The 25,393-nt window shown below is 72.6% G+C and carries 23 protein-coding genes; 7 read left to right on the plus strand and 16 right to left on the minus strand.

The genetic code is table 11. The annotated features are described in order from the left end of the window. The first annotated feature begins 109 nt into the window (after positions 1–109). Entirely contained in the window at positions 110–724 is a 615-nt protein-coding gene (locus ABUL08_RS13095; RefSeq protein WP_350937856.1) for a DUF998 domain-containing protein, read from the plus strand. Here ABUL08_RS13095 and ABUL08_RS13100 read toward each other — a convergent pair. Together ABUL08_RS13100 and ABUL08_RS13105 are read right to left on the minus strand one after the other, a co-directional pair. Further along, positions 687–2,291 carry an MFS transporter gene (locus tag ABUL08_RS13100; protein WP_350937859.1) on the minus strand — a complete coding sequence of 535 codons (1,605 nt, stop codon included), beginning with the start codon at positions 2,289–2,291 and terminating at the stop codon, positions 687–689. The genes ABUL08_RS13095 and ABUL08_RS13100 overlap by 38 nt on opposite strands. A 125-nt stretch (positions 2,292–2,416) precedes the next feature. Next, positions 2,417–3,466: a S1 family peptidase gene (locus ABUL08_RS13105; RefSeq protein WP_350937861.1), complete on the minus strand. Its 1,050-nt coding sequence runs from the start codon at positions 3,464–3,466 to the stop codon at positions 2,417–2,419. Positions 3,467–3,713: 247 nt separating this feature from the next. On the opposite strand from ABUL08_RS13105, the gene ABUL08_RS13110 reads away from it, so the two are divergent. Beyond that, positions 3,714–4,544 (plus strand): SGNH/GDSL hydrolase family protein, encoded by an 831-nt coding sequence (locus tag ABUL08_RS13110; protein WP_350937863.1) that lies wholly within the window; start codon positions 3,714–3,716, stop codon positions 4,542–4,544. A gap of 63 nt (positions 4,545–4,607) precedes the next feature. Here the strand turns inward: ABUL08_RS13110 and ABUL08_RS13115 are convergent, their stop codons facing one another. Continuing rightward, positions 4,608–5,081 carry a winged helix-turn-helix transcriptional regulator gene (locus ABUL08_RS13115; RefSeq protein ID WP_350937865.1) on the minus strand — a complete coding sequence of 158 codons (474 nt, stop codon included), beginning with the start codon at positions 5,079–5,081 and terminating at the stop codon, positions 4,608–4,610. A gap of 55 nt (positions 5,082–5,136) precedes the next feature. On the opposite strand from ABUL08_RS13115, the gene ABUL08_RS13120 reads away from it, so the two are divergent. Then, the gene (locus ABUL08_RS13120; RefSeq protein WP_350937867.1) at positions 5,137–5,643 is read left to right on the plus strand and encodes a PaaI family thioesterase; all 507 of its coding nucleotides are present in this window, start codon (positions 5,137–5,139) and stop codon (positions 5,641–5,643) included. A gap of 119 nt (positions 5,644–5,762) precedes the next feature. On the opposite strand, the gene ABUL08_RS13125 is transcribed toward ABUL08_RS13120, so the two are convergent. From ABUL08_RS13125 to ABUL08_RS13135, 3 genes are all read right to left on the minus strand, one after another. Continuing rightward, the gene (locus tag ABUL08_RS13125; protein ID WP_350937869.1) at positions 5,763–6,701 is read right to left on the minus strand and encodes an acyl-ACP desaturase; all 939 of its coding nucleotides are present in this window, start codon (positions 6,699–6,701) and stop codon (positions 5,763–5,765) included. 69 nt (positions 6,702–6,770) lie between these two features. Then, positions 6,771–8,093, minus strand: coding sequence for a histidine--tRNA ligase (hisS, locus tag ABUL08_RS13130; RefSeq protein ID WP_350937872.1), 1,323 nt, complete (start codon positions 8,091–8,093; stop codon positions 6,771–6,773). A 52-nt stretch (positions 8,094–8,145) separates the two neighbouring features. Next, complete coding sequence (locus tag ABUL08_RS13135) at positions 8,146–8,862, minus strand: MBL fold metallo-hydrolase (protein ID WP_350937874.1); 717 nt, start codon at positions 8,860–8,862, stop codon at positions 8,146–8,148. Between the two features lie 252 nt (positions 8,863–9,114). Between ABUL08_RS13135 and ABUL08_RS13140 the strand changes: the two genes are divergently transcribed. Continuing rightward, positions 9,115–9,972, plus strand: coding sequence for a peptidylprolyl isomerase (locus ABUL08_RS13140; RefSeq protein WP_350937876.1), 858 nt, complete (start codon positions 9,115–9,117; stop codon positions 9,970–9,972). Between the two features lie 57 nt (positions 9,973–10,029). Then, positions 10,030–10,863, plus strand: coding sequence for a peptidylprolyl isomerase (locus tag ABUL08_RS13145; RefSeq protein WP_350937879.1), 834 nt, complete (start codon positions 10,030–10,032; stop codon positions 10,861–10,863). A 60-nt stretch (positions 10,864–10,923) separates the two neighbouring features. Here ABUL08_RS13145 and ABUL08_RS13150 read toward each other — a convergent pair whose 3' ends face one another. From ABUL08_RS13150 to ruvC, 8 genes are all read right to left on the minus strand, one after another. Then, on the minus strand, positions 10,924–13,413 hold the full coding sequence (locus ABUL08_RS13150; protein ID WP_377521983.1) for a RelA/SpoT family protein: 2,490 nt from the start codon (positions 13,411–13,413) through the stop codon (positions 10,924–10,926). Positions 13,414–13,606: 193 nt separating this feature from the next. Beyond that, positions 13,607–14,173: an adenine phosphoribosyltransferase gene (locus ABUL08_RS13155; RefSeq protein ID WP_350937881.1), complete on the minus strand. Its 567-nt coding sequence runs from the start codon at positions 14,171–14,173 to the stop codon at positions 13,607–13,609. 103 nt (positions 14,174–14,276) lie between these two features. Beyond that, positions 14,277–15,464: a protein translocase subunit SecF gene (gene secF / locus ABUL08_RS13160; protein WP_350937883.1), complete on the minus strand. Its 1,188-nt coding sequence runs from the start codon at positions 15,462–15,464 to the stop codon at positions 14,277–14,279. Between the two features lies 1 nt (position 15,465). Continuing rightward, entirely contained in the window at positions 15,466–17,403 is a 1,938-nt protein-coding gene (secD, locus tag ABUL08_RS13165) for a protein translocase subunit SecD (RefSeq protein WP_350937884.1), read from the minus strand. A gap of 222 nt (positions 17,404–17,625) precedes the next feature. Further along, positions 17,626–17,919 carry a preprotein translocase subunit YajC gene (gene yajC, locus ABUL08_RS13170; protein ID WP_377521986.1) on the minus strand — a complete coding sequence of 98 codons (294 nt, stop codon included), beginning with the start codon at positions 17,917–17,919 and terminating at the stop codon, positions 17,626–17,628. Between the two features lie 194 nt (positions 17,920–18,113). Beyond that, positions 18,114–19,178, minus strand: a complete 1,065-nt coding sequence (gene ruvB / locus ABUL08_RS13175; protein WP_350937886.1) for a Holliday junction branch migration DNA helicase RuvB — start codon at positions 19,176–19,178, stop codon at positions 18,114–18,116. Then, positions 19,175–19,777 (minus strand): Holliday junction branch migration protein RuvA, encoded by a 603-nt coding sequence (gene ruvA / locus ABUL08_RS13180; protein ID WP_350937889.1) that lies wholly within the window; start codon positions 19,775–19,777, stop codon positions 19,175–19,177. Before ruvA ends, ruvB begins: the two co-directional genes overlap by 4 nt. After that, positions 19,774–20,301, minus strand: coding sequence for a crossover junction endodeoxyribonuclease RuvC (gene ruvC, locus ABUL08_RS13185; protein WP_350937891.1), 528 nt, complete (start codon positions 20,299–20,301; stop codon positions 19,774–19,776). Before ruvC ends, ruvA begins: the two co-directional genes overlap by 4 nt. Before the next feature lie 182 nt (positions 20,302–20,483). Between ruvC and ABUL08_RS13190 the strand changes: the two genes are divergently transcribed. After that, entirely contained in the window at positions 20,484–21,266 is a 783-nt protein-coding gene (locus tag ABUL08_RS13190; protein ID WP_350937893.1) for a 3-hydroxybutyrate dehydrogenase, read from the plus strand. Between the two features lie 14 nt (positions 21,267–21,280). Continuing rightward, a complete protein-coding gene (locus tag ABUL08_RS13195; protein ID WP_350938613.1) occupies positions 21,281–23,200 on the plus strand; it encodes a helix-turn-helix domain-containing protein in 1,920 nt (639 codons plus the stop codon). 6 nt (positions 23,201–23,206) lie between these two features. On the opposite strand, the gene ABUL08_RS13200 is transcribed toward ABUL08_RS13195, so the two are convergent. Together ABUL08_RS13200 and ABUL08_RS13205 are read right to left on the minus strand one after the other, a co-directional pair. Further along, positions 23,207–23,773 (minus strand): TetR/AcrR family transcriptional regulator, encoded by a 567-nt coding sequence (locus tag ABUL08_RS13200; RefSeq protein ID WP_458329393.1) that lies wholly within the window; start codon positions 23,771–23,773, stop codon positions 23,207–23,209. Positions 23,774–23,784: 11 nt separating this feature from the next. Next, entirely contained in the window at positions 23,785–25,353 is a 1,569-nt protein-coding gene (locus ABUL08_RS13205) for an MFS transporter (RefSeq protein ID WP_350937897.1), read from the minus strand. Positions 25,354–25,393: the final 40 nt, after the last annotated feature.

The following is a 25,393-nucleotide window of genomic DNA, read 5'->3' on the forward strand; positions in this document are numbered from 1 at the left end:
ATCTGCGGTACGTCTGCTCCCCCGCATTCTGTCAGCCTCCGTACCCGCCCGGTCGGGGGGTGAGGAAGGGCACCCGCCCGACACCGGCGGCACGCCGTACGGTGTGCCGGTGCGCGTCGTACCCCCGTGGGCCCTGCTCTCCGCCGCCGCCGCGCCGGTCCTGCTGATCGGCGGCTGGACCGTCGCCGCGGCCCGGCAGCCCGGCGGCTTCGACCCGGTCGCCGGGACGATCAGCGCGCTCGCCGCGCGGGACGCCACCGACCGGTGGATCATGACGGCCGCCCTGCTCGGCCTCGGACTGTGCCACTGCGTGACCGCGGCCGGGCTGCGACCGCTGCGCCGCGCCGGCCGGCTGGTGCTGGCGCTCGGCGGTGTCGCCACCGTCGCCGTCGCCGCCTTCCCGCTCCCGGCCGGGGGCGGCTCCTCGGCCGCGCACGGCGTCGCCGCCGCGGTCGCCTTCGCCGCGCTGGCCCTCTGGCCGGCCGCCGCGATCCCCGGCCGCCGCGCCGGCCTGCCGGCATCCGGGGGTACGACCGCGGCCGTGCTGCTGGCGGCCCCGGTCGCCTGGTTCGCGGTGGAGCTGGTCACCGGTGGTCCCCGGATCGGGCTGGCCGAGCGGGTGGCCGCCGGCGCGGAGGCGCTCTGCCCGCTCCTGGTCGTGCTCGCCCTCCGCCGGTCGTCCCGGCTCAGCCCTCGTCGGTGGGGAGCAGGTGGTGGACGGTGACGGGCTCCTCGGCGAGGGCCCGCGCGCGTTCCTCGGCCGCCCGGTCGGCGCCGGTGAGCCGGCCGCCGTGCTGGCGCAGGTGCTCCTCCCAGGACGGCACCTGATAGACCTCGACGAAGCCGTGCGGGCGCTCACCGGCCCGGAAGAGTCCCCACCGCATCGCCCCGGTACGCCGACGGGACCGGCCGACGGCCTGCATCGCCTCGACGAACTCCCGCTGCCGCTCCGGCGGTACCGTGTAGGAGACGGTGACCAGCACCGGCCCGCCGCGCGGCTCGGCGTCGAGGGCGAGGTGCGGCTCCGGCCAGTAGACGGCCGGGTTCCGGTCGACGCCGCCGGTCTCCCGCAGCGGCCAGAGCAGCACGCTCAGCGCGCCGACCGCCATCACCGCCCCGGCGACGGCGAGCGCGACGACCAGGCTGGTCACCTCGCCGAGCGCGCCCCAGGCCACCGCGCCGAGCGCCTGCCCACCGGCGAAGATCATCTGGTAGACGGAGAGGCCCCGGGCCCGCACCCAGCCGGGGAGGAAGAGCTGCATGGCGGCGTTGATGCTGGACATCACCGTCATCCAGGCCAGCCCGGCGGGGACCAGGGCCGCGACCGCCAGCAGCGGCACCGGCACCAGGGCGAGGACCAGCAGCACGCCGGCATAGAGCAGGCCGGCGAGCAGCAGCAGGTGGTTGCTGGTGAGCACCCGGCGGATCCGGGGCAGCACCAGGGCGCCGGCCACCGCGCCGACGCCGAGCGCGCCGAGCAGCACGCCGTAGCCGCCGGCGCCGAGGCCGAGGCGACGGCTGGCGACCAGCGGCAGCAGGGCCCAGAGCGCGCTGCCGGGCACCACGAAGAGCGCCGCGCGCAGCAGGATCCGGCGGACCACCGGGGAGTGCCGGACGTACCGGCCGCCGGCCCGGAGCGCGGCGGTGAACCGCTCCGGCAGGTGGTGGGTGTCGGGCCGCGCGGGCCGCCACCGCAGCAGGGCCACCGCGAAGATCACGAACGAGGCGGCGTTGACCGCGAAGACCACCGCCACGCCGGCCTGCGCCACCAGCAGACCGGCCACCGCGGGGCCGACGGAGCGGGCCAGGTTGACGCTGATCGAGCCGAGCGCGGCGGCGGAGACGAGCTGGGCGCGGGGCACCAGCTCCGGGATCACGGCCTGCCAGGCGGGCAGGGTGAGCGCCTGCCCGACGCCGAGGCCGAAGGTGAGGGTGAGCAGCAGGGCGGGCGGCATCCGGTCGGCCGCGGTGAGCGCGGTGAGCAGCACGCCGACCGCGGCCAGGAAGCCCTGCACCCCGATCAGCAGCCGACGCCGGTCGAGGGTGTCCGCGAGGGCCCCGGCCGGCAGCGCCAACAGCAGCACGGGCAGCATGCTGGCGGTCTGCACCAGGGAGACCAGGGTCGGGGCGTTGGGCCGGTCCACCAGCAGCCACTGGGCGCCGACGGTCTGCATCCAGGTGCCGATGTTGCTGGCCAGCACCGCGAGCCAGAGGCTGCGGAACGCGGCGACGCGCAGCGGGGCCCAGGCGGACGCGGGATGCTCGGCGGTCGGTGTCACGGGGGTGCTCACCGGGCGGAACGTACCCCGCCGGGGCCGGGTCAGTCCGGTGATCCACGATCCCGGCCGGCCGGGCGGCGACGCCGCACGCGGAGCGGGCCGCCGGTCACCCGGCGGCCCGCTCGCGAGGGGGTCGATCAGTAGACGCTGACGCCGTAGACGCTCAGCGGCTCGGTGACCGGCTGGAAGTAGGTGGTGCCGCCGGAGGAGCAGTTGCCGCTGCCGCCGGAGGTGAGGCCCAGGGCGGTGGTGCCGGCGAAGAGCGAGCCACCGCTGTCGCCACCCTCGGCGCAGACGTTGGTCCGGATCAGGCCGGAGACGGAGCCCTCGGCGTAGTTCACCGTGGCGCCGGTGGCCTGGACGGAACCGCTGTGCACGCCGGTGGTGCTGCCGCTGCGCTTGACGGCCTGGCCGACGTACGCGTTGCCGGCGCTGGTGATGTCCTGGTAGCTGCCGTTGTAGAGGTAGACGTTGCCGGGCGGCGTGCTGCCGTTGGTGTAGCGCACGATGCCGTAGTCGTTGCCCGGGAAGCTGGTGCCGGCCCGGCTGCCCAGCACGGTGGTCTGGCTGGAGTTGGAGTACCAGGTCGTGCCGAGGTTGGTGCAGTGCCCGGCGGTGAGGAAGTAGTACGTCGTGCCGCTGCGGACGTTGAAGCCGAGCGAGCAGCGGTAGCCACCGGTGTAGATGGCCTGGCCGCCGGAGAGGCGCTTGCTCAGCACGCCGGGCTCGGAGACGACCCGGACCGCGCCGTTGGTCCGCGCGGCGGCGGCCTTGACCTTGTCCAGCTTGGCGCCGGTCACGGTGCTGTCGACGGAGACCACGACCTGGTTGGTGGCCGCGTCGGTCCACCAGGCGGTGCCGGGGATCCTGGCGGACCGCTCCAGCTCGCTGGTGGCGGCCTTGAGGGCGGCGGCGCCCCGGGTGACCAGCTTCGGGGTGGCGCCGGCGGCGCGGACCGTGCGGGCGGCGGCGGCGTCGGTGACGGCGACGACCATCCTGCCGTTGGCGTCGGCGTACGTGCCGGCGGCGCGGTCGCCGAGCCGCTGGGCCAGGCTGGCCGCGGCGTCGGGGGAAGCGGGCGAGGAGGGGGCGGCCTGGGCGGGCGCGCCGAGCAGCGAGCCGGCAACCAGGGTTCCGGCGACGGCGACGGTGACGGCGCGACGGAGCGATGACCTCGTGGGTCGCATGTACAGCCTCCCGGATGGGGGATGGGGGCCCCGCAGGTGGCGGGCCCTGGACCGACCCGGCGGAGCTGGGGGAACCGGCCGGGCTGGACTGAAGTATTCACATATTTAAGATCGTTGACAAGAGTCGGCTACGTCCGAATTCACCCAACGGCCACATGTAACACCGTCGCCACATTGTGGACACCGACTGTCATCTATACGATCCGGTCACCGTCGCATTACCGGCACCCGAGACCCGGAGGCCACGATGACCACCCCCCGACGCCTGCTGGCCACGCTCGCCAGCCTCACCGCCCTCGTCCTGCTCGGCGCCGACCCGGCCGCCGCAGCCACCACCCCGCCGCCCAACTCGATGGCCAGCCTGGGTGACTCGATCACCCGCGGCTTCAACGCCTGCGGCTGGTACGTCGACTGCACCTCGCGGTCGTTCAGCACCGGCGACTACTCCACGGTGAACAGCCAGTACCTGCGCATCCGCGCGGTCAACTCCGCTATCGGTGGCCGCAACTACAACGACGCCCGCAGCGGCGCCAAGTCCGCCGACATGTACGGCCAGGCCGGCACCGCGGTCAGCCAGGGCGTCGACTACGTCACCCTGCTGATCGGCGCGAACGACGCCTGCACCGGCTCGGAGTCGACGATGACGCCGGTGTCGACGTACCGGGCGAACATCGACAGCGCGCTGAACCGGATCAAGGCCGGCCTGCCGGGCGCCCGGGTCGAGGTGATCAGCGTGCCGGACATCTACCGCCTCTGGTACATCGGCAAGGACAGCGGCAGCGCCCGCAGCACCTGGTCGGCCTTCGGCATCTGCCAGTCGATGCTGGCCAACCCGACCTCGACCGCCCAGGCCGACGTGGACCGGCGAGCCCGGGTCCGGCAGCGGGTGATCGACTTCAACACCCAGCTCGCCCAGGCCTGCGCCGCGTACGGCGCGAACTGCGACTTCGACGACAACGCGGTGTTCAACTACCCGTTCGTGCTCGGCCAGGTCTCCACCTGGGACTACTTCCACCCCAACACCAGCGGCCAGGCGGTGCTGGCCAGCATCTCGTACGCCAACGGTTTCGGCTGGTAGCCCTCCCCGGGCGCGGCGCGCGGGCGGCCGGACCGCCCGCGCGCCGGGTCGTGGCCGACCCGGTCAGACCCGGCGGTGTGCCCCCGGCCCGGGCCGGGGCAGCACGTCGCGCGGGTCGGCCACCGCGTGCCCCTCGGCGCAGCGCAGCTCCGCGTGGACCTCGGCGCCGCAGTCGCGGTGCGTCACGCGCAGCGGCGAGCCCTCGGGATCGGCGAGATAGCGGTCGCCCCAGCCGAGGACGGCCACCAGCACCGGCCACAGGTCGAGGCCCTTGTCGGTGAGCCGGTACTCGTGCCGCTCCCGACTGCCCGGCTCCCGGTACGGCTCGCGCCGCAGCACGCCCTGCTCGACCAGCATGGCGAGGCGGTTGGTGAGCACCTGGCGCGGGATGCCGGTGCGCACGCGCATGTCGTCGAAGCGGCGGATGCCGTTGAAGACCTCGCGGAGCACGACGAGCGTCCACCGCTCGCCGAGGATCTCCATCGCGCGGGCGATGGTGCAGTTCTGCACCGACCAGTCCAGTGCCGCGGGTCTCATGCCGACCAGGCTAGGTCTGATTGACAGACTCAGCAACGCGTTGCAGGCTGAGTCCATGACACAGACGCAGGACCGCAGCCGTACCTTCTCCTGGTCCGACCCGGCGGCCGGCGCGGCCCACGTCGGCCGGCGCGGCGGCCTGGACCTGCTCCGCGCCATGATCGCCGGCGAGCTGGCCGCGCCGCCGATCATGCACCTGATCGACATGGCCCGGATGGAGGCCGACGAGGGCCGCGTCGCCGTCGAGCTGGTCCCCCAGGAGTTCCACTACAACCCGCTCGGCACCGTGCACGGCGGTGTCATCTCCACCCTGCTGGACACCGCCGCCGCCTGCGCCGTGCACACCACCCTGCCGGCCGGCGTCGGCTACACCTCGCTCGACCTGAACGTGAAGTTCCTCCGCTCGGTCACCGTGGCCTCCGGCATGCTGCGCTGCGAGGGCACGGTGCTCCAGCGGGGCCGGCGCACCGCGCTGGCCGAGGCCCGGCTCACCGACGGCCGTGACCGGCTGATCGCGCACGCCACGTCCAGCTGCCTCCTCTTCGACCTCCCGCCCACCTGACCCCATCCACGGTCGAGCGCCCGCTTTCCGGGAAAGAGTGGCCTCGGGACGCGGAATGGCCACTCTTTCCGGGAAAGAGCGGCCATTCCTAGGGGCGGGCGCGGAGCGCGCGGCGCGGGTCAGGCGCGGGCGGTGGCGAGGCGGGCGGCGCGGGCGGCGCGCTTCTCCTCGAAGCGGGACGCCTGCTGCTCCAGGGTGTCCAGGTGGGCGGCGATCTCGTCGCGGGCGGTCTCGCCGTCGGCGTCCAGGCCGGTGACGTTGAAGACGTCCCACTGCCGCAGCACGGGCACGACCACCTCGTCGCGGTGCTGGCGCAGGTCGTAGATGCCGGCCAGGGCGATGCTCACCGACTTGCGGGCGAAGCCCTCGATGCCGACGCCGGGCATCTGGAAGTCGGCGAGCACGTCGGCGACCGCCCGCATGGCCTGGCTCGGGGCCAGCTCGAACGCCGCGCCCAGCAGGTTGCGGTAGAAGACCATGTGCAGGTTCTCGTCGGCGGCCACCCGGGCCAGCAGCGCCTCGCACGCCGGGTCGCCGGTCGCCCGACCGGTGTTGCGGTGCGAGATCCGGGTGGCCAGCTCCTGGAAGGAGACGTACGCCAGCGAGTGCAGCACCTCGTCCCCGTGCGCGTTCTGGTAGCCCTCCGACATGTGCACCATCCGGGCCCGTTCCAGGGCCACCGGGTCGACGGCCCGGGTCACGGTCAGATAGTCGCGGATCGCGGTGCCGTGCCGCCCCTCCTCGGCGGTCCACCGGTGCACCCAGGTCCCCCACGCCCCGTCCCGCCCGAAGAGCGTCGCGATCTCGTGGTGGTACGAGGGCAGGTTGTCCTCGGTGAGCAGGTTCACGATCAGCGCGGTACGGGCCACGTCGGGGATGGTCGAGTCGTCCTCCGCCCAGGGCGTACCGCCGAGCGGGCCGTCGAAGGTGCGACCCTCGCTCCACGGGACGTACTCGTGCGGGAACCACTCCTTGGCCATCGTCAGGTGCCGGTCGAGGTTCGTGGCGACGACGGGTTCGAGTTCCAGGAGCAGCGCGGTCTGGCTCAGTGCGGTCACAGGGGCCTCCCTACGGTGGCGTAACTTACGCCACCGTAGGGCCCCGCGGCCGTACGCGCGAGTAATAGCTCAGCTGACCAGCGGCTTCAGGTCCGCCCGGGGCGGCATCCACTCCCCCGCCGCCGCGGCGACCTGCTCCCCGGAGCGGATGTCCTTCACCTGGTCGCCGTCGGTGCCCGGGAACCAGACGTACGGGATGCCGCGCCGCTCGGCGTACCGGATCTGCTTGCCGAACTTCGCGGCGCTCGGCGACACCTCGGTCGGCACCCCCCGGGAGCGCAGCGCCTCCGCGACCCGGTTGCTGGCCGCCCGCTCCTCCTCGGTCGTGACGGCGACCAGCACGCAGGTCGGCACGCTCCGGGAGACCGTCAGCGCCTCGGCGCCGAAGAGCAGACCGAGCAGGCGGGTCACCCCGATCGAGATGCCCACCCCGGGGAACGAGACGGCGCCGGAGCTGGCCAGGTTGTCGTACCGGCCGCCGGAGCAGATCGAGCCGAACCGCTCGTAGCCCACCATCTGCGTCTCGTAGACGGTGCCGGTGTAGTAGTCCAGGCCGCGGGCGATCCGCAGGTCGGCGACGCAGAGCCCGGGCGAGTGCGCGACCGCCGTCTCCATCACCGCCACCAGCTCGGCGAGCCCCTCGTCGAGGAGCGGATCGCTCACCCCGAGGGCGCGTACCGCGTCGGCGAAGGAGGCGTCCGGCGCGGAGATCTCGGCCAACGCCAGGGCCGCCTTGGCCTGCGCCTCGGTCGCCCCGGCGGTCTCGCCGAGCAGCTCGGCCACCTTCGCCGGGCCGATCTTGTCGAGCTTGTCCACCGCGCGCAGCGCCGCCGCCGGGTCGTCGATCCCGACGCCCCGGTAGAAGCCCTCGCAGATCTTGCGGTTGTTCACCTGGATCCGCACCGGCGGGATCGGCAGCGCACGCAGCGCGTCCCCGATCACCAGCGGCATCTCCGCCTCGTAGTGGGCCGGCAGGGTGTCCCGGTCGACGATGTCGATGTCGGCCTGGAGGAACTCCCGGTACCGCCCCTCCTGCGGGCGCTCACCCCGCCAGACCTTCTGGATCTGGTAGCGCCGGAACGGGAACTGGAGCTTGCCGGCGTTCTCCAGCACGTACCGGGCGAACGGCACGGTCAGGTCGAAGTGCAACCCGAGCGCGTCGTCGCCGGCCGGGCCCTCCGCGTCGGCCTGCAACCGGCGCAGCAGGTAGACCTCCTTCGAGGTCTCCCCCTTGCGCAGCAACTGGTCCAGCGGCTCGACCGAGCGGGTCTCCAGGGGGGCGAAACCGTACAGCTCGAAGGTGCCGCGGATCCGGTCGAGGACGAACTGCTCGATCATCCGCTGGGCGGGCGTCCACTCCGGGAAGCCGGAGATGGGCGTGGGCTTGCTCATGGCGTACTCCTTGATCCCGCGCGGTCCGCGCGGGCCGTCGTGGTCGCGGCGGTCAGAGGCCGCGGGTGGGCGCCGGGCGCGCGCCGCCGGTCCCCGCCACCTCACGGAGGTACGGGTTGGTCGCGCGCTCGCGGCCGATGGTGGTCGCGGGGCCGTGGCCGGGCAGGACGACGGTGTCGTCGGCCAGCGGGAGGACCTTCTCCCGCAGGCTGGACAGCATCCGGGGCATGCTGCCGCCCGGCAGGTCGGTGCGGCCGATCGAGCCGGCGAAGAGCACGTCACCGGAGAGGCAGAGCTGCTCGGCCTCCCAGGGCGAGCCGGCGCCGGGCAACCGGAACAGCACCGACCCGCCGGTATGGCCGGGGGCGTGGTCGACGGTGATCTCCAGGCCGGCCAGGGCCAAAGTGGCGCCGTCGGTCAGCTCGGCGACGTCGTCCGGCTCGGTGTAGGGCAGCCGGCCACCGAAGAGCGCGGTGAGGTCCATCGAGAGCGCCTTCGACGGGTCGGCCAGCAGCTCCCGGTCGTCCGGGTGGACGTACGCCGGGATGCCCCGCGCGCCGCAGACCGGCGCCACCGAGAAGGTGTGGTCGAGGTGCCCGTGGGTGAGCAGCACGGCGGCCGGATGCAGGCGGTGTTCGGCGAGCACGGCGTCGAGCCGGTCGAGGACCCCGATGCCGGGGTCGACCACCACGCACTGCTCCCCCGGCGCCGTCGCCACCACGTAACAGTTGGTGCCGAAGGCGTCCGCGGGAAAGCCGGCCACGAGCACGTCCGCCCCCTTCCGTCGAGCCGTCCCGGTCAGCCTAGCCGCCCGGCCGAACGGATTTCGCCGACCCAGCCGTCCCGCCGGCCCCGACAGGCACAGTGACACCGCCCGATAAACCCAGGCCGGACCTCGTACACCACTTTTCCAGCCGGTACCCGTACACTCTGGCGGGCGTGTGGCGTGGCGCACCTGCCGCCCGACGGGCGGAGGACGCCCGACGCCGGCGACGACCAGGGTAGAGGAAGGGGAGCACGGGTGGCTTCCAGCAGGGACCGGGCGCGCAAACTGGCGCGTGCCAAGCTCGACCGGCAGCTCGCCCGGCGGGCCGCGGCGACGAAGCGGCGGCGGCAGATCCAGGCCGGCGTCGGCGCCGCCCTCGTGCTGGCGCTGATCGCGCTCGGCTCCGCGTGGGCGCTCGGCGCGTTCGACGCCGACCCGGAGAAGAAGGCCGCCGAGGACGTCTGCGTGTGGACCCCGCAGGACAGCGGCGCCAACACCAACCTCAAGGACGTCGGCACCCCGGCCACCACCGGCCTGCCCACCTCCGGCACCCGGCCGATGACGATCACCACCGACCAGGGCGCCCCGATCACCGCCACGCTGAACCTCGCCACCGCCCCGTGCGCCGGGGCGAGCATCGCCCACCTGGCCAGCCGCTCGTTCTTCGACAACACCAAGTGCCACGAGATCACCGCCGAGGGCGCGCTGCACTGCGGCGACCCCAGCGGCACCGGCCTCGGCGGCCCCACCTACTCGTTCTACGACGAGAACGTCCCCGTGCCGGTGCCGAGCGGGTCCGGCAAGGTGGCGTACCCGAAGGGCACGGTGGCCATGGTCGCCAACCCGCCGGGCGCCAACGGCAGCCAGTTCCTGCTCTTCTTCAAGGACTTCAACCCGGCCAAGCCGGCCTACCCGGTGATCGGCAAGGTCACGGCCGGCCTGGACGTGCTGGAGAAGATCGGTGCCCTGCCGACCGTGGACAATGGGAGCGGGGCCAAGGTCAAGCCGAAGACCGACGTGGTGATCAAGAGCCTCACCGTCGGCGAGGTGGCCGGCACCCCGGCCGCCGGCAGCGCGTCCACCGCGCCGTCGGCCAGCCCCAGCGCCGGCTGATCCGGCCCACCCACCCACCGCAGCGCCCGCGCGGCGAGACAGTCCAGGAGGAGCGACGTGACGACCACGAGAGAGCGGCAGCGCGCGGCGGCGCGAGCCCGCCTCGAGCGGGAGATGGCCGAACGCGCGGCCAAGGCCCGCAAGCGCCGGCAGACCCAGGCGATCGTCGGGGCCGGCGCGGTCCTGCTGCTCGTGGTCGCCGGCACCGTCTGGCTCGCCACCGCGCTCGGCGGCGACGACAAGAAGCAGAACGCCGCCGGCCCGGACGGGGCCTTCGCGCAGTGCTCCTACACCGAGCTGTCCGCGCAGGGCAAGACCCCGCAGACCAAGGACGTCGGCCTGCCGCCCGGCCAGCAGTCCGACACCGGCACCCAGACGATGACGATCGACACCAACCTGGGCCCGATCACCGCGAAGATCGACCGCAGCAAGGTGCCCTGCACCGCCGGCAGCTTCACCCACCTGGCCAGCAAGGGCTTCTTCGACAACACCAAGTGCCATCGGCTCGTCACCGAGGGCATCAAGGTGCTGCAGTGCGGCGACCCGAGCGTCACCGGTAAGGGCTGGCGGAAGACCGACGGCACCGGCGGCCCGAGCTACCGGATGGCGGAGGAGAACCTGCCCACCGACCAGCGCCCCGCCTATCCGGAGGGCGTGATCGCGATGGCCAAGACGCAGGATCCGGGCACCACCGGCAGCCAGTTCTTCATCGTCTACGGCGACTCGCAGCTCGACCCGAACTACACCGTGCTCGGCAAGATCACCGGCGGCCTGGACCTGGTGAAGCAGGTTGCCGCGGCCGGTAGCGACGACGTGAACCAGAAGGGCGATGGGCACCCGAAGAAGGAGGTCGTCATCAAGAAGCTGACGATGAGCGACATCCAGGGCTGACCCACCCCGTACGACGAAGCGCCCGCCGGCTCAGCCGGCGGGCGCTTCCGTGTCCGTGCCTCAGGCGCCCGAGGTGACCCGGTACGCGTCGAAGACCCCGTCGACCTTGCGGACCGCCGCGAGCAGGTGCCCCAGGTGCTTCGGGTCGGCCATCTCGAAGCTGAACCGGCTCACCGCCACCCGGTCCCGGGTGGTGGTGACGGTGGCGGAGAGGATGTTCACCCGCTCCTCCGACAGCACCCGCGTCACGTCCGCCAGCAGCTTGTGCCGGTCCAGCGCCTCGACCTGGATGGCGACCAGGAACGTCGAGGCCGAGGTGAGCTTCCAGCTGACCTCCACCACCCGCTCGGCCTGGGCCCGCAGGTCCTCGGCGTTGGCGCAGTCGTCCCGGTGCACGCTCACCCCGCCGGAGCGGGTGACGAAGCCGAAGACGCTGTCCGGCGGGACCGGGGTGCAGCAGCGGGCCAGCTTGATCCAGACGTCGCTGACGCCGCGGACCACCACGCCGGGGTCGCTGCTGTTCTGCCGGCTGCGCGGCGGCCGGGTGGCGACGGCGGTCTCGGCGATGTCCTCCGCCGCGCCCTCCTCGCCCCCGTAGGTGGCCATCAGCTTCTGCACCACGGACTGGGCGGACACCTGGCTGTCGCCGACCGCCGCGTAGAGCGAGGCGACGTCGGCCAGGTGCAGGTCCCGGGCGATCGCCATCAGGTTGTCGGAGGTGAGCATCCGCTGCAGGGGCATGCCCTGCTTGCGCATCGCCTTGACGATCGCGTCCTTGCCGGCCTCGATCGCCTCCTCGCGCCGCTCCTTGTTGAAGTACTGACGGATCTTGGTGCGGGCGCGGGGGCTCTTGACGAAGCCCAGCCAGTCCTGCGTCGGGCCGGCCGTGTCGGACTTCGAGGTGAAGATCTCGATCACGTCGCCGTTGGAGAGCGTCGACTCCAGCGGTACCAGCTTGCCGTTGACCCGCGCGCCGATGCACTTGTGCCCGACCTCGGTGTGCACCGCGTACGCGAAGTCCACCGGCGTCGACCCGGTCGGCAGCGGGATGACGTCACCCTTCGGGGTGAAGACGTACACCTCCTGGCTGGACAGGTCGAAGCGCAGCGCGTCGAGGAACTCGCTCGGGTCGGCCGCCTCCCGCTGCCAGTCCAGCAGCTGCCGCAGCCAGGTCATCTCGTCGATGTGCGCGGGCGGCCCGACGATCTGGGTGCCCTTGTGCTCCTTGTACTTCCAGTGCGCGGCGATGCCGAACTCGGCGGTGCGGTGCATCGCGTACGTGCGGATCTGCATCTCCACCGGCTTGCCGGTGGGCCCGATGACCGTCGTGTGCAACGACTGGTACATGTTGAACTTGGGCATCGCGATGTAGTCCTTGAACCGGCCCGGCACCGGCTGCCAGTTGGCGTGGATCACGCCCAGCGCCGCGTAGCAGTCCCGCACCGTGTCGACCAGGATCCGCACCCCGACCAGGTCGTAGATGTCGTTGAAGTCGCGCCCCCGCACGATCATCTTCTGGTAGATCGAGTAGAGGTGCTTCGGCCGGCCGGTGGTCTCCGCCTTGATCTTGGCGGCCTTCAGGTCCGTCGAGACCTTCTGGGTGACCTGGCGCAGCAGCGCCTCCCGCTGCGGCTGGTGCTCCCCGATCAGCCGGTTGATCTCCTCGTACCGCTTGGGGAACAGGGTGCCGAAGGCGAGATCCTCCAGCTCCCACTTGATCGTGTTCATACCCAGGCGGTGCGCGAGGGGCGCGAGGATCTCCAGCGTCTCCTTCGCCTTCTGCTCCTGCTTGGGGCGGGGCAGGAAGGTGAGGGTACGCATGTTGTGCAGCCGGTCGGCCAGCTTGATCACCAGCACCCGGGGGTCCTTGGCCATCGCCACGACCATCTTGCGGATGGTCTCCGCCTTGGCCGCGTCACCGAGCTTGACCTTGTCCAGCTTCGTCACGCCGTCGACCAGGAGGGTCACCTCGGGGCCGAAGTCGGCCCGCATCTGGTCCAGGGTGTATTCGGTGTCCTCGATGGTGTCGTGCAGCAGCGCGGCGACCAGGGTGGTGGTGTCCATGCCCAGGTTGCCCAGGATCGTGGCCACCGCCAGCGGGTGGGTGATGTACGGGTCACCGGACTTGCGGTACTGACCGGAGTGCCAGCGCGCCGCGGTGTCGAACGCCCGCTGCAACAGCTTGGCGTCGGCCTTCGGGTGGTTCTCCCGGTGCGTCGCGATCAGCGGCTCCAGCACCTCGCTGACCTGCGACGTCTGCCACGGGGCGTTGAACCGCGCCAACCGGGCCCGGACGCGCCGGCCGGTGGGCGCGTTGGACAGGGCGAAGCCACCGCTGGGCGAGGGATCCACCGCCGGATCACCGGGGAACGGCACCACGACCTGGTCGTCCGAGGACGACCCGCCGTCCGCCGCCACCTCGGGGGCGACGCCGTCGCCGGCGCCCGTCACCCGGGCCGGCGGGTTGCCGCTCCGCTCGGTCACCGAGCCGTCCGCGTCGCCTGTCGGGTGCACCGTGCCCTCCACCGGAGGGACGACATCGTGGGACACCGGCCTCCTCACCGCTCGCCGGGAACGCGCCGACCGTCTGGCCGACGTTCCGTCCAACCGACCCGGGGGCCGGTGTTGTTCCGCGCCGCCGGGCGGTGGCCGCCCGGTCAGCAAAGGGCAATGCTACCCGTACGCAGGGTGCCCTGCCGCTCCGCCGGACGGTCCCCACCGGGTCCGCTCGACGGGTCCGGTATCAAACGGTCAGCAGGGCATGGACCGGGCGCGGGGCGAGCCGCTTCCGGCCGGAGAGGAAGCCCAGCTCCAGCAGGACGGTGAACCCGGACACCGTGCCGCCGGCCCGCTCCACCAGGTCGAGGGTCGCCTCGGCGGTGCCTCCGGTGGCCAGCACGTCGTCCACCACCAGCACCCGGTGCCCGGCCGTGAACGCGTCCTGGTGCACCTCCAGCGTCGCCTCGCCGTACTCCAGCGCGTAGGAGGCCGAGTACGCCGGGCGGGGCAGCTTGCCGGCCTTGCGCACCGGCACCACGCCGACACCCGTGGCGTACGCGATGGCGGCGGCGATCACGAAGCCCCGGGCCTCGATGCCGACCACCGCGTCGAATGAGTCCCGACCGTGGTGGGCGATGATCCCGTCGATCACCTGACGGAACACCTCGCCGTCGGCGAAGAGCGGCATCAGGTCCTTGAACATGACCCCGGGCTTCGGGAAGTCCGGCACGTCCAGCACCCGGCTCGCCACCAGTTGGGCGACCTCGATGCCACTGTCTCCGCGTACCCCGGTGCTGTGGGTCTCCGTCACGGCGCTTCCGTTCCCCTTCGTACGACGACGGCGTCCTCCATGCTGCTCGCACAGCATGAAGGACGCCGTCACATTGCTCGCGACCGGGTCTGCCCGGTCCTGGTCAGCGCCGCTTCGCGCCGCCCGGGCGGTTTCCGCCACCACTCGGGCGTCCGCCCCGGGTCGCCGTCGGGCGCTTGCCGACCGGCCGGGAACCGACCTTCGGCGCGGCGCCGGCCAGCGCCGCCGCCTCCGGGTCGATGGGCTCGTCGGTGACCGTGGCGGCCCGTGGCGCACCCTTCGGCGTCAGCTCACCGCGGGCGATCGCACCCCGGCGGGCCAGCACCCGCTTGTGGTGCGCGCTGATCCGCGGGTCCTGGTTCTTCAGCAGCACCAGCAGCGGCGTGGCCAGCAGGATGGAGGTCAGGAACGCCACCGCCATACCGACGAAGAGCACCAGGCCGAGGTCCTTCAGGGTGCCCGCGCCGAGCAGACCGGCACCGATGAAGAGCAGACCGCCGACCGGGAGCAGGGCGACCACCGAGGTGTTCAGCGACCGCATCAGGCTCTGGTTCAGCGCCAGGTTGGCCGCCTCGCCGTAGGTGAGGTTGTTGTTCGCGGTGATGCCGCGGGTGTTCTCCTGAACCTTGTCGAAGACCACCACCACGTCATAGAGGGCGAAGCCCAGGATGGTGAGGAAACCGATGATCGTCGACGGGGTGACCTCGAAGCCGACCAGCGAGTAGATGCCGGCGGTGAGGATCAGGTTCATGAAGAGCGAGGTGATCGCGGCGACGGCCATCCGCCACTCGAAGCGCAGGATCAGATAGACCGCCACCACCGCGATGAAGATCAGCAGACCGAGCAGCGCACGCTCGGTCACCTGGCTGCCGAACGACGCGCTGACCTGGTTCCCACCGACCTGGCTGAACGGGATGCCGAACTTGTCGGCGATCGCGGTCTTCACGTCGTTCGCCTGGGTGGGCGTCAGCTCCGGGGTGCGCATCTCGTACGAGTCGCCGTTGGTCCCGCCGACCTTCTGCGCGGTGGCCACCTGCACGCCGCCGCCCTTGGCCGCCAGGATGTCGTTCACCTGCCGCTCGGTGTCGTCGAGGGTGCCGACGCTGGCCGGCACGACGAGCGAGTTGCCACCGGCGAACTCGATGCCGAGGCTGAAGCCCCGGATCGCGAAGCTCAGCACCGCGATCAGGGCCAGCACCCCGGCGACGGCGAACCACAGCTTGCGCCGGCCGACGATGTTGAGATCGGCCTCGCCCCGGTAGAGCCGGGACGCCAGACCACTCTTAGCCATCTCAGGCCTCCTTGACGACGCGCGGGTTGCGAGCGGCGGCCTGCTCGGTCGACCGGGCCGGCAGGGCCCGGCCGAGACCGCTGACCCGTGGGGACAGGAACGCCCGGGTACTGGCGAACATCGTCATGATCGGGTGACGGAAGAGGAAGACGACCACCAGGTCCAGCACCGTCGCCAGGCCGAGCGCGAAGGCGAAGCCCTTCACCGTGCCGACCGAGACGATGTAGAGCACCACGGCGGACATCAGGGTGATCGCGTTCGCCGAGATGATCGTCCGGCGGGCGCGGACCCAGGCGCGCGGCACGGCACTGCGCGGGCTGCGACCCTCGCGGATCTCGTCCTTGAGCCGCTCGAAGTAGATGACGAAGGAGTCCGCCGCGACACCGAGTGAGACGATCATGCCGGCGATGCCGGCGAGGGTGAGGGTGAAGCCGATCGACCGGCCGAGCACCACCAGGGCGCCGAAGACCAGCAGCCCGGAGAGCACCAGGCTCAGGAAGATCACCGAGCCCAGCAGCCGGTAGTAGAAGAACGAGTAGATGATGACCAGCAGCATGCCGATGCCGGCGGCGAGCAGACCGGCCCGCAGCTGGCTGTCGCCCAGCGTCGCCGTCACGTTCTGCTGCTCCTGCTGCACGAAGGTCACCGGCAGGGCGCCGTAGCGCAGCTGGCTGGCCAGCGCGTTGGCGGTCTTGTTGTCGAAGTTGCCGGTGATCTGGGAGTCGCCGGTCAGCACGCCCTGGATCTCCGGCGACGAGACGATCTTGTTGTCCAGCACCACGGCGACCCGGCACTTGCCGTCCTGCCCGAGGGCGCTCTGGTCACAGGCCTGGCCGGTGTTGTTGAACGCCTCCTTGGTCAGGTTGGTCCACTTCTCCTGGCCGTCGCTCTTGAACTGGAGGCTGACCACCCAGGAGCTGGTCTGGTCGAGCTGCGCGGAGGCGTTCTTGACGTCGGTGCCGGCGACCTTGGCCACGTCGAGCAGGTACTTCGCGCCGCTCTCGCAGGCGACCGCCTTCTGCTTCGGGTCCTTGATCGACGCCGCCGGCCGCTTGTCGAGCTGGGCGCAGCTGATCGTCGGGACGTTGAACTGCATCTCCGGCGACAGCACCGCGACCTCCTGCGGGGAGAGGGTGCTGAAGGCCTTGAGCTGCGCGGCCTGCGACGGGTCGGCCGGGGCCTGCAGGGCGCTCGCGGCGGCCCAGGCGGCCGGGCCGACCTTCTGCTGCACGGCCTTGCGCTGCTCCTCGATGCCCTGCGGCACCGGCGCGGCGCTGGTGCTCGGCGACGGCGCGGCGGCGCTCGGCGAGGCCGACGGGGTCGGGGCGGCGGCGCTGGCGCTCGGCGTCGGGGCCATGCCGCCCTGACCACCGGCGCTCGGCGAGGCGGTGACCTTGGCGCCCGTGCTGGCCGACGGCTTCGGGGCCGCGCTGCCCGAGGGCTTCGGGGCCGCACTGCCGGAGGGCTTCGGGGCCGCACTGCCGGACGGGGCCGGGGTGGCGCTGGGGGCGGGGGCCGGCGGGGCGGTCGCGCCGCTGCCGTCGGTCGCCTTCAGCACCTTGCGGAAGCGCAGCTCGGCGGCGCTGCCCACGTCGGTCAGGTCCCGGTTCTCACCGGGCAGGGAGATGACGATGTTCCGGTTGCCCTCGGTGACCACCTCGGCCTCGGCCACGCCGTAGCCGTTGACCCGGCTCTCGATGATCTGACGCGCCTCCTCGAGGTTGGCGGCCGTCGGCGGCTTGCCGTCCAGGCTGTTGGTGGCCTCGAGCGCTACCCGGGTGCCGCCGATCAGGTCCAGGCCGAGCCGCGGCTCCAGCCGGTCCTTCCAGCCACCACTGGCGCCGCCCGAGAAGAACACCAAAAGATAGAGGACGACGAAGATGAACCCGAGCACGGCGAGCTGCCGTCCGGGGCGCATCTGTCCCTGAGGTGGTGCCACGGCTGTCCTGTCTCCCTGTACGGTCGCGCCGCTGCTGCCAGCGGCGACGAATGTCGGGCCGGGGATCTCCGGCCGACTGCTCTGGCGGGTCGACGCCCCGGCCGACACGCCCTCCGGGTCACGACGCGGCGGCGTCGGGGGGAGGTGGCACGTGTCGGCGTCCGGCGCCGACCCAACTATCCACTTGTACGCATCAATCCGCTGCCCCGTCCGGGCCGGCGGTCACTCCTTGACGACCTCGGCGTCCTCGGTGAGCGACTCGGTGGTCTCGGGGCGCTCGGCCTGGTTGACCACCCGGGCGATGGCCGGACGGGCGTACCGGGTCTGCACGCCGGGGGCGACCTCGAGCAGGACGGTGTCGTCGTCCACGCCGGTGACCGTGCCGTACAGGCCGCCGATGGTGACGACCTCGTCACCCGGGGAGAGGGTGGACTGCATCTGCTCGGCCTCGCGGCGGCGCTTCTGCTGAGGGCGGATCATCATGAAGTACATGACGCCGAAGAGCAGAGCGATCATCAGGATCGGCGTCAGGCCGCCGGCTCCTCCGCCACCCGCTGCAAGGTTATGCACGGTTGTCGACCTTCCCATTGGCCTCCGCACCTGACCCGAGGGCACCGGAGCGGAGGCGGATTCTCACGTCCTGTACAGACCGCGGCGAAGTCTAATCCCTGCACCTGAGAAGACCGAATGCGACCCAGATCACGTTCGGATCACGGCTGATCGGGTGGTGCGGAGAACAGATCGGGCACGGAAGGGGCGTCAGTGCCAAATGTACCATTCGGTGGGGTACGCCCCAGATGGCGCCAGGCAGCCTCCGTCGCCACCCGGCCACGCGGCGTCCGGGCGAGCAGCCCCGCCCGGACCAGGAACGGCTCACAGACCTCCTCCACCGTGTCCGGCTGCTCCCCCACCGCCACGGCCAGGGTGGAGAGCCCCACCGGTCCACCCCGGAACGAGTCGACCAGGGCGGTCAGCACCGCCCGGTCCAGCCGGTCCAGGCCGAGGGCGTCGACGTCGTACACGGTGAGGGCGGCGCGGGCGGTCTCCAGGGTGACCACCCCGTCGGCCCGGACCTCGGCGTAGTCGCGGACCCGGCGCAGCAGCCGGTTGGCGATCCGGGGCGTCCCCCGGGAGCGACCGGCGATCTCCACCGCGCCCTCGTCGGTGATCGGCACCCCGAGGATCCGGGCCGAGCGGCGCAGCAGCGCCTCCAGGTCGGCCGGGGCGTAGAAGTCGAGGTGGGCGACGAAGCCGAAGCGGTCGCGCATCGGCCCGGTCAGCAGGCCGGACCGGGTGGTCGCGCCGACCAGGGTGAACGGCTCCACGTCCAACGGGATCGCGGTGGCACCCGGCCCCTTGCCGACGATCACGTCGACCCGGAAGTCCTCCATCGCGCTGTAGAGCAGCTCCTCCGCCGGCTTGGCGATCCGGTGGATCTCGTCAATGAACAGGACGTCGCCCTCGGCGAGACTGGTCAGGATGGCCGCCAGGTCACCGGACCGCTCGATCGCCGGGCCACTGGTCACCCGGATCCCGGACCCCAGCTCGGCCGCCACGATATTGGCCAACGTCGTCTTGCCGAGGCCAGGCGGCCCTGAGAGAAGAATGTGGTCGGGCGGGGAGCCGCGCCGCATCGCGCCCTTGAGCAGCAGGTCGAGCTGGTCGCGGACCCGGTGCTGGGCGATGAACTCCTCGAGCCGCTTGGGGCGGACGCTGGCCTCCGCGTCCAGTTCCGCGTCGTTGACGTACGCCGAGACCAGGTTCTCCCCCGTCATCGGGTGCGGCCCAGGAGGCGGATGGCCTGCTTGAGCAGGACCGGCACGGGCGGGGTCTCGCCGTCGACGGTCTCGGCGACGGCGGCCACCGCCTGCTCCGCCTGGGCGCTCGTCCAGCCGAGCCCGACCAGTGCCTGACGGACCTGTTCCGGCCAGGCGCCGCCGGTCACCCCGGCCGCCCCGTCCGGACCGATCGGCACCGGGCCGATCCGGTCGCGCAGCTCCAGCACCAGGCGTTCCGCGCCCTTCTTGCCGATCCCCGGCACCCGGGTCAGCGCGGCGGTGTCGGCGTTGGCGATGGCCTTGCGGACCGCGTCCGGGGTGTGCACGGCGAGCACCGCCTGGGCCAGCCGGGGGCCGACCCCGCTGGCGGTCTGGAGCAGCTCGAACAGCTGCTTGGCGTCGTCGTCGGCGAAGCCGTAGAGGGTGAGCGAGTCCTCCCGGACGACCAGGCTGGTGGCGAGCCGGGCCGGCTGGCCGACCCGCAGCTCGGCGAGGGTGCCGGGGGCGCACTGCACCGCCAGGCCGATCCCGCCGACCTCCACCACCGCGTGGTCCGGACCGGTCGCGGTCACCGTGCCGCGCACGCTGGCGATCATCGTGCTCCTCCTCGTCGGGCCCGCTCCGCGGCGACGGCCAGCTTGGACCGGGTGCCGCCCCGCCACACGTGGCAGATGGCCAGCGCCAGCGCGTCGGCGGCGTCGGCCGGCTTGGGCGGCTCCGGCAGCCGCAGCAGCCGGGTCACCATGGTCGTCATCTGCTTCTTGTCGGCCTGACCGGAACCGGTCACCGCCGCCTTCACCTCGCTCGGCGTGTACGTCTGCACGGGCAGCCCGGCGCGTGCCCCGGCGAGCACCGCGATGCCGCTGGCCTGGGCGGTGCCCATCACCGTGCGGACGTTGTGCTGGCTGAACACCCGCTCCACGGCGACCGCGTCGGGCCGGTGCTCGGCGACCAGCTCGGTCAGCGAGCGGTCCAGGTGCAGCAGGCGCAGCGGCAGCTCGTCGCCCGGGTCGGTGTAGACGACGTAGTAGGCGATCAGCGTGCAGGGCCGGCCCGGCACGCCCTCGACCACGCCGACCCCGCACCGGGTCAGTCCCGGGTCGACGCCGAGCACGCGCACGCCGCCTCCTCCCCGAGCCGCCAGCAGTACGTGTGTTCGACACCCTACTGGTCCACTCCGACGGAGGCCCCGGCGGACACGCCGACCCTCGCCGGCCGCGACCCGCGCCACACACTCCGGGTGCCGAGTATGTGTCGCCGCCCCATGTGCCGCCGGCCACACAGCTCGTAACTTCTTGCGCCATGACGGCAGAACCCGTGGCGGTCCCCCACGTCGTACGCCTCGACCTCTCCGGTCGTAGCGCCCTGGTGACCGGTGGTGGCAGCGGCATCGGCCGGGCCTGTGCCCTGCGGCTGGCGGCGGCCGGCGCGGCGGTGCTGGTGGTGGACCGGAACACCGAGGCGGCGAAGGCGGTCGCCGCCGAGGCGGGGGGCCGGGCCGAGGGGGTCGACCTGGCCGACCCGGCCGCGGTGGACCGGCTCGACGCCGAGGTGGACATCGTGGTCAACAACGCCGGGCTCCAGCACGTCGCCCCGGTGCAGGACTTTCCGGTGGAGCGCTTCGAGTACATCCAGCGGGTGATGGTGGAGGCGCCGTTCCTGCTCGTGCGGCGGGCGCTGCCGTACATGTACGCGCAGGGCTGGGGCCGCATCGTCAACATCTCCTCGGTGCACGGGCTGCGCGCCTCGCCGTACAAGGCGGCGTACGTGTCGGCCAAGCACGCCTTGGAGGGGCTGTCGAAGGTGGTCGCCCTGGAGGGCGCCGCGCACGGCGTGACCGCCAACTGCATCAATCCGGCGTACGTGCGCACGGCGCTGGTGGAGAGCCAGATCGCCGACCAGGCGGCCAGCCACGGCATCGGCGAGGACGAGGTGGTCGAGAAGATCATGCTGGCTCGGGCGGCGATCAAACGGCTGATCGAGCCGGCGGAGGTGGCGGAACTGGTGGCGTACCTGTGCTCCCCACCGGCGGCCTTCATCACCGGCGCCTCGATCGCCCTCGACGGGGGCTGGACGGCCAACTAGTGGCCGCGCGCACAATGTCGCTCATGTCGTCGCCGGTGGAGTTCCTGGAACTGCTGGCCCGGGAGGCCGCCGCGGTCGAGTTCGAGGGTCCGCTGGTCGCCGCCCGGGCCGCCGGCCTGCCGGCCGAACGCCTGGCCGAGCTGGAGCAGGCGAAGGTGGTGGCGCTACGGGTCCGCGCGCTGCTGGAGCGCCGCCGCCGCCGGGAGACCGAACTGTCCGGCCTCTACGACACGGCCAGCGACCTGGCCGGGCTGCGGGACCTGGACGACGTGCTGCGGGCGATCGTGCACCGGGCCCGCAACCTGCTCGGCACCGACGTGGCGTACATGACGCTCAACGACGAGGAGCGCGGCGACACCTACATGCGGGTCACCGACGGCTCGATCTCGGCCCGGTTCCAGCGGCTGCGGCTGGAGATGGGCGACGGCCTCGGTGGCCTGGTGGCCCAGACCGGCACCCCGTACGTCACCTCGAACTATCAGGAGGACGAGCGGTTCCGGCACACCGGGGAGATCGACGGCGGGGTCGGCGAGGAGGGCCTGGTGGCCATCCTGGGGGTGCCGCTGCGGCTCGGCTCCAGCGTGATCGGCGTGCTCTACGCGGCGAACCGGTCGGCCCGGCCGTTCGCCCGCGAGGAGGTGTCGCTGCTGGTGTCCCTCGCCGCGCACGCGGCGGTGGCGATCGACACCGCGCGGCTGCTGGCCGAGACCCGCTCGGCGCTGGCCGAGCTCTCCGCGGCGAACACCACCATCCGGGCGCATAGCAGCTCGGTGGAGCGGGCCGCCGCGGCGCACGACCGGATGACGGCGCTGGTGCTGCGCGGCGGCGGGGTGGAGGACGTCGCGTCGGCGGTCACCGACGTGCTGGGCGGGGCGCTGCTGGCGTTGGACGCCGAGGGACGCCAGCTGGCCCGGGTCGGGCAGATCGAGGAGCCGGACCGGGCGGACATGGTGGAAGCGGTGGCCGCGTCGCGTACCGAGGGGCGCAGCGTGGCGCGGGGTCCGCTCTGGTACGCGGCGGTGGTCGCCGGGGCGGAGAACCTGGGCGCCCTGGTGCTGCGCCCGGACGGCGAGCTGGTCGACGCCGACCAGCGGATCCTGGAGCGGGCGGCGCTGGTCACCGCGCTGCTGCTGTTGTTCCGCCGGACCGTCGCCGAGGCGGAGGGGCGGGTCCGGGGCGAGCTGCTGGACGACCTGATCGCCCGGCCGCTGCGGGACACCGACGCGCTGCGCAGCCGGGCCCGTCGGCTCGGCGTGGACCTGGACGCCCCGTGCGTGCTGGTGGCGGTCGGCGACGACGCGATCGCGGCGACCGGCTCGGCCCGGCAGCGGGTGCTCTCCTGGGCCACCACGTACGCCTCGACCCGAGGTGGCCTGGCGGCGGCCCGGGACGGCCGGGTGGTGCTGATGCTGCCCGGTCGGGACGCGGGCGGCAGCGCGCGGGCGGTGGCCCGCGACCTGTCCCGGGTGACCGGCCGCCCGGTGACCGCCGGGGCGAGCGGACCGGCGAGCGGTCCGGCGTCGCTGGCGACGACCTTCGTCGAGGCGGAGCGCTGCCTGACCGCGCTGGGTGCGCTGGGCCGTTCCGGGCAGGGGGCGAGCACCGCCGAGCTGGGCTTCGTGGGGCTGCTGCTGGGGGCGGTCGGCGACTCGGGCGACCGGGACGTGGAGCGTTTCCTCACCGCCACGGTGGGGCCGGTGGTCGACTACGACGCCCGGCGGGGCACCGCCCTGGTGAAGACGCTGGAGGCGTACTTCGGGGTGGGTGGCAGCCTGGCGCGGGCGGCGGAGCTGCTGCACGTGCACGTCAACACGGTGACCCAGCGACTGGAGCGGGTCGGCCAGCTGCTCGGCGGGGACTGGCAGAGACCGGAGCGGGCGCTGGAGGTCCAGCTCGCGCTGCGGCTGCACCGGCTGCGGACGCCCCCGGCCTGACCGGCGTCAGGGGGCGCGGACGCCGTCCAGGATGGTGTCCACGATCCGCTCGGGCAGCACCCGGTCGTCCAGCTCGGGGTGCCAGCGCAGCATCCGCTGGATCAGCATCGGGCTGGTCAGCATCGCCATGACCAGCTCGATGTCGAGGTCGGCGCGCAGCTCGCCGGTGGTGACGCCGCGCTGGAGCACCTCGCGCATCAGCTTCCGCCGGGGCGCGATGATGTTCTGATAGAGCTGGAAGTGGTCCGGGCTGCGGTTCACCTCGGGCACCAGGCACGGCATGATCTTGGCGGCGCGCGGGTCGATGTTGTGCCCCACCGCACCGACCAGCAGGACCAGGTCGTCGCGGACGGAGTGACCGGCCGGCTGCGGCATGACGCCCTTGAGCCGGCGCAGCGCGTCCAGCAGCAGCGCGTCCTTGCCCGACCAGCGTCGGTAAATGGTGGCCTTGCCCACGCCGGCCCGGGCGGCGATCGCCTCGATGGAGAGCGCCTCGATGGTGCTGCCCTCGGCGAGCAGGTCCAGGGTGGCCTGCACGATCGCCTCGTCCGCGGTGGAAGTCATGTCAGACATTGTCACCGAACCTAGGCGGTCCCGGCCAACTCCGGCTCGACCTCCGGTCGCGCCGGTGCCGGCGCGGCCGTCGGACGGCCCGGCATCCAGCGCAGCACGATGAGGATGCCGAGCGTGGCCACCACCGCGCTGAGCGCCGCCGCCCAGTGCATCGCCGAGACGAACGAGTCGTTGGCCGCCGCGATCAGCTTCGGGCCGGCCGGTCCCAGCCGGGCCGCCGCCGCGTACGCGCCGGAGAGGGACTCGTCGGCCGCCTCGCGGGCCGGGGCGGGCAGGCCGGCGAGCGCCGAGGCGACGTCGTTGCGGTAGACCGCGGAGAGCACCGAGCCGAGCACCGCGACGCCGAGCGCACCGGCGACCTGGCGGACGGTGTTGCTGACCGCCGAGCCGACGCCGGCCTTCTCCCGGGGCAGCGCCGACATGATCGATTCGGTGGCCGGCGGCATGATGTTGGCCATCCCGGCGCCCTGGAGGAAGAAGAACACCAGCACCACCCAGATCGGGGTGGACGCGTCGATGAAGGCGAACGCGCCCAGCGCCGCCACGGTCAGCGCCAGCCCGACCGCCGCGACCGCCCGGCCGCCGTACCGGCGGACCATCGCCGCGCTGCGCGGCGCGAAGATCAGCTGGGCGGCGGCGAAGGGGAGGAAGAGCAGGCCGGTCTCCAGCGGACGGTAGCCCCGGACCAGTTGCAGGTAGAACGAGCTGAAGAACATCACGCCCATCGCGGCGAAGAAGACCAGGCCGACCAGCGCCACCGGCGCGGCGAACCGGGGCATCCGGAACAGCCGGACGTCCAGCGAGGGGTGGTCGCTGCGCAGTTCGTGGCGGACGAACCAGCCGAGGACCGCGAGGCCGCCGAGGATCGCCAGCCAGACGACCGGCCGGTCGAAGCCGTGCTCGCCGCCGTCGATGATGCCGTAGGTGAGCGCCACCAGGCCGACCACCGAGAGCAGCACGCCGAGCAGGTCGACCCGTCCCGGCTGCGGGTCGCGGGACTCCGGCACCAGCAGGGCGACCAGCACCACGCCGACCACCACCACCGGCACGTTGATCAGGAAGACCGAGCCCCACCAGTAGTGCTCCAGCAGGGCGCCGCCGAGGATCGGGCCGATCGCCACGGCGAGGCCGACGGCCCCGGCCCAGACGCCGATCGCCCGGCCGCGCTCGCGCGGGTCGAAGACGTTGGAGATGATCGAGAGGGTGACCGGCATGATGGCCGCGCCGCCGATGCCCATCAGGGCGCGCGCGCCGACCAGCTGCGCCGGGCTCTGGGCGTACGCGGACAGCAGTGACGCCAGCCCGAAGAGGACCAGGCCGATCACCAGGAAGCGCTTGCGGCCGGCCCGGTCACCGAGCACGCCGAAGGTGAACAGCAGCCCGGCGAAGACCAGCGTGTAGGAGTTGATCGCCCACTCCAGCTCGCCCTGGCTGGCCCCGAGGCCGTGCACCGGGTCGGCGAGGGTCCGCAGGGCGACGTTGAGGATGGTGTTGTCGAGGACGACCACGAGGAGGCTGATCACCAGCACCCCGAGGATCGCCCACCTCCTCGGATGTCCGGTGTTCTCGTGTGGCTCCATGTCCGGTGCTCCCCCCGGCTCACCCGCCTCGAAATACGAA

Source organism: Micromonospora sp. CCTCC AA 2012012 (assembly GCF_040499845.1).
Taxonomy (GTDB): domain Bacteria; phylum Actinomycetota; class Actinomycetes; order Mycobacteriales; family Micromonosporaceae; genus Micromonospora; species Micromonospora mangrovi.